Below are 3,511 nucleotides of genomic sequence, written 5' to 3'. Positions count from 1 at the left end.
GTGCCGCCGTCCCGCGTCGCGGGCGTCCCGCCGGGCCCCGCCGCGCCGTCCCGGGCCGCGGGGGTCTCGCCGTCCTGGGCCGCCGGGCTCACTCGGCGGCCTCCAGCGCGGCGACGATCTCCTCCACGACCTCCTCGGGGGTGCGGTCGTCGGTCTTCACCCGGACGGTGCCGAGCCGCTCGTAGATCGGGAGCCGTTCGGCCAGCATCTTCCGGAGCTGGCTGCGCGGGTTCAGCACGAGCAGCGGACGCGCCTGGTTGAGGCCGACGCGCTTGACCGCCTCGCCCAGGCCGACCTCCAGGTAGACGACCGTCTGGCCCTCCTCCAGGAGCCGCTGCGTCTCGGCGGCGAGGATCGCGCCGCCGCCGAGCGCCACGACGCCCTCGTGCTCGGCGACCGCCGCGGCGACGGCGGCGCGTTCGAGCTCGCGGAAGCGCTCCTCGCCGTCGTCCACGAAGATCTCGCCGATCGGCTTGCCCGCCGCGCGCTCCACGTCGGCGTCGGTGTCGCGCAGCGGGACGCCGAGGCGGTCGGCGAGGGCGGCGCCGACGGTGGACTTGCCGGAGCCGGGCGGGCCGATGATCACGGCCTTGGGACGGGCCATCGTTTCCTCTACTTGACGGTGAGGGAGGACAGGTATCCGGACAGGTTGCGGGCGGTCTCCTCGACCGAGTCGCCGCCGAACTTCTCCAGCGCGGCGTCCGCGAGGACGAGCGCGACCATCGCCTCGGCGACCACCCCGGCGGCCGGGACGGCGGTCACGTCGGAGCGCTGGTTGATCGCCTTGGCGGGCTCGCCGGTGGCGACGTCCACGGTGTCGAGGCGGCGCGGGACGGTCGAGATCGGCTTCATCGCGGCGCGCACGCGCAGCGGCTCGCCGGTCGTCATGCCGCCCTCGATCCCGCCCGCGCGGTTGGTGCGGCGGCGGACGCCGTCCGCGGTGCTGTCGATCTCGTCGTGGGCGCGGGAGCCGGGCCGCCGGGCGGTCTCGAAGCCGTCGCCGACCGCGACGCCCTTGATCGCCTGGATGCCCATGAGGATGCCGGCGAGGCGCGCGTCGAGCCGCCGGTCCCAGTGGACGTGGCTGCCGAGACCCGGCGGCAGGCCGTAGGCGAGCACCTCGACGACGCCGCCGAGGGTGTCGCCCTGCCGCTTCAGCTCGTCGATGTGCGCCACCATCCGGGCGGACGCGTCGGCGTCGAGGCAGCGGACGGGCGACGCGTCCACGGCGGCGAGGTCGCCGGGGCCGGGGACGGCGCCGTCCGGGGCCTCGATCTCGCCCAGCGAGACGACGTGGCTCACGATGTCGACGCCGAGGGCCTGCTTGAGGAACGCCTTGGCGACCGTGCCGAGCGCGACGCGGGCCGCGGTCTCGCGGGCGCTCGCGCGCTCCAGGACGGGCCGGGCGTCGTCGAAGCCGTACTTCTGGATGCCCGCGAGGTCGGCGTGGCCGGGCCGGGGCTGGGTGAGCGGCGCGTTGCGCGCCTGGGCCGCCAGGACGTCCGGGTCCACCGGGTCGGCGGACATCACGGTCTCCCACTTGGGCCACTCGGTGTTGCCCACCTGCACGGCGACCGGGCCGCCGAGCGTACAGCCGTGCCGGACGCCGCCGAGGATCGACACCTGGTCCTGCTCGAACTTCATCCGGGCGCCCCGCCCATGCCCGAGCCGCCGGCGGCGCAGTTCCTCGGCGATGTCCGCCGAGGTCACGCGCACGCCGGCCGGAAGGCCCTCCACGATCGCGGTGAGGGCCGGGCCATGGGACTCGCCCGCGGTCAACCAGCGCAGCATGCCCACGATCCTATTGAGTCGCCGGGCGCGCTCGGGCCGGACGTCCAGGTTGTGAGACCCGTCCGCCCACCGAGGCGGCCTCCGACCTGCGCGCGGACCCGCGCGCCGGCGACCCCGCACGTCCGGAGTGGACGGGCGGGGCCGCGCGGTCTCCAGCGGTCACGTGGACGGTTCGCCCCAGCGGTGCGGGCGGGTCAGGTGGCCGGGGAGGTCACTCGGTGTCGGCGGCCGGACGGGCGAGGCCGTGCTTGGCGGCGGCGCGCTGCCGGGCCCGCTCGGCCGGGTCGTCCGGGACGACGCCGCCAGTGCTGAGGGCGAACCGGCCGGTCGCCCAGGCCATGCCCGCGCCGAGCTGCCCGAAGATCGTCCGGTTCACGTTGCGCAGGTCGTCGCACGCCTGGTGGTAGCACCAGTCGAGCGACTGCCCGGCCCTGCCGCCGAACAGCCGGGCCCACTGCTCGGTCTTGATGAGGTTGGAGCCGCTGGTCTCGCCGCCCGCCGGGATGCCCGCGGCGATGAACGGCCCGTAGTCGGAGCGTCCGTCGAAGTCGCGGCCGACGGTCGGCAGGCCGCGCGAGCCGTGGAAGTCGGTGAGCACCTTCTCGATCTGCGCCGAGCCCTCCGGGCCGGGGCCGGCGCCCTCGTGGTCGCTGTCGTCGCCGTCGTAGACCATCCGGGCGTAGTTCGGCGAGCCGATCATGTCGAAGTTGAGGTAGAGGGCGAGGTCGGCCTTCTCCCGTTCGGTCAGCGCCGCCACGTAGGCGCCGGAGCCGAGGTCGCCGTGCTCCTCGGCGCCCCACCAGGCGAAGCGGACCTTGTTGCGCACCTGCTTGAAGTGCCGCGCGAGCTGGAGGGCGGTCTCCAGCTCCATGGCGCTGGACGAGCCGTTGTCGTTGATGCCGGGGCCCTCGGTAACGCCGTCGAGGTGCGCGCCGAGCATGACGACGTTGTCGGCGCGTCCGGTCGGGGTCTCGGCGATCACGTTGAAGGTGGTCACGGTCCTGGCCCGGCCGCGCAGGTCCACGGTGAGGGTGACCGGGCCGCGGGCCGCGTCGGCGGCGAGCGCCTCGGCCTCGCCGCGGCCGATCGACGCGACCGGGATCCTCACGTCCGCGGCGGTGAGCCGCGTCCGCAGGATCATGTCCGGATTGGGGTTGTTGGTGTTGATCAGCGCGGCGGCGGCTCCCGCCTCGGCGGCCGTCCTCTGCTTGACGGTGTTGGTGCAGCCGCCGGCCGCGATCAGCGCGATCGCGCCGCGGTAGTCGGCGCCCGCGTAGTCGGACGCCTCGCAGCCGGGCGTGGCGTCCGTCCCGGTCGGGACGACCGCCAGCCGCGCGGTGAGGCCGCCAGCCGGCGTGTTCGCCGAGAAGCGGGCGACGAGCGGGTGCAGCGTCCGGGCGGACGGCGCGACGACGCGTCCCGAGGAGGCGAGGAAGTCGAAGTCGGCGTGGGTGAACGGCTGCCGGGTCGTGCGGTACCCGGCGGCGCGCAGCCTGCCCTCCACGTACGCGGCGGACTCCAGGTGCCCGTTCGTGCCGGACGCCCGGATCCCGTTGTTCCGGTCGGCGATGCGCTGGAACGCCTGGAGGTGCCGCCAGGCGTTGTCCGCGGTCACCTCGCGGACCATCTGCCGCGCGAGCCGTTCGTCGCCGCGCCCGGCCGGGGCCGCGTGCGCGGCCGGGGCGATCCCGGCGACCAGGGCCGCCGCCGCGAGCGCCGC

At 75.5% G+C, this 3,511-nt stretch carries 3 protein-coding genes; all 3 read right to left on the bottom strand.

Annotation, left to right across the window (positions count from 1 at the left end; translation table 11 throughout):
* Positions 1 to 88: 88 nt before the first annotated feature.
* On the bottom strand, positions 89 to 604 hold the full coding sequence (locus tag DZF91_RS26485; protein WP_117359896.1) for a shikimate kinase: 516 nt from the start codon (positions 602 to 604) through the stop codon (positions 89 to 91).
* Between the two features lie 8 nt (positions 605 to 612).
* Positions 613 to 1,791 carry a chorismate synthase gene (gene aroC / locus DZF91_RS26480; RefSeq protein ID WP_117359895.1) on the bottom strand — a complete coding sequence of 393 codons (1,179 nt, stop codon included), beginning with the start codon at positions 1,789 to 1,791 and terminating at the stop codon, positions 613 to 615.
* A 211-nt stretch (positions 1,792 to 2,002) separates the two neighbouring features.
* Positions 2,003 to 3,511, bottom strand: a 1,509-nt coding sequence (locus DZF91_RS26475; protein WP_199486909.1) for a M28 family peptidase, incomplete at its 5' end; no start/stop codon positions are given.

The organism is Actinomadura logoneensis (assembly GCF_003428695.1).
Classification (GTDB): Bacteria; Actinomycetota; Actinomycetes; order Streptosporangiales; family Streptosporangiaceae; genus Spirillospora; species Spirillospora logoneensis.
Note: the sequence above shows the minus strand (reverse complement) of the source record. Positions and strands in the feature narration are given on the sequence as shown.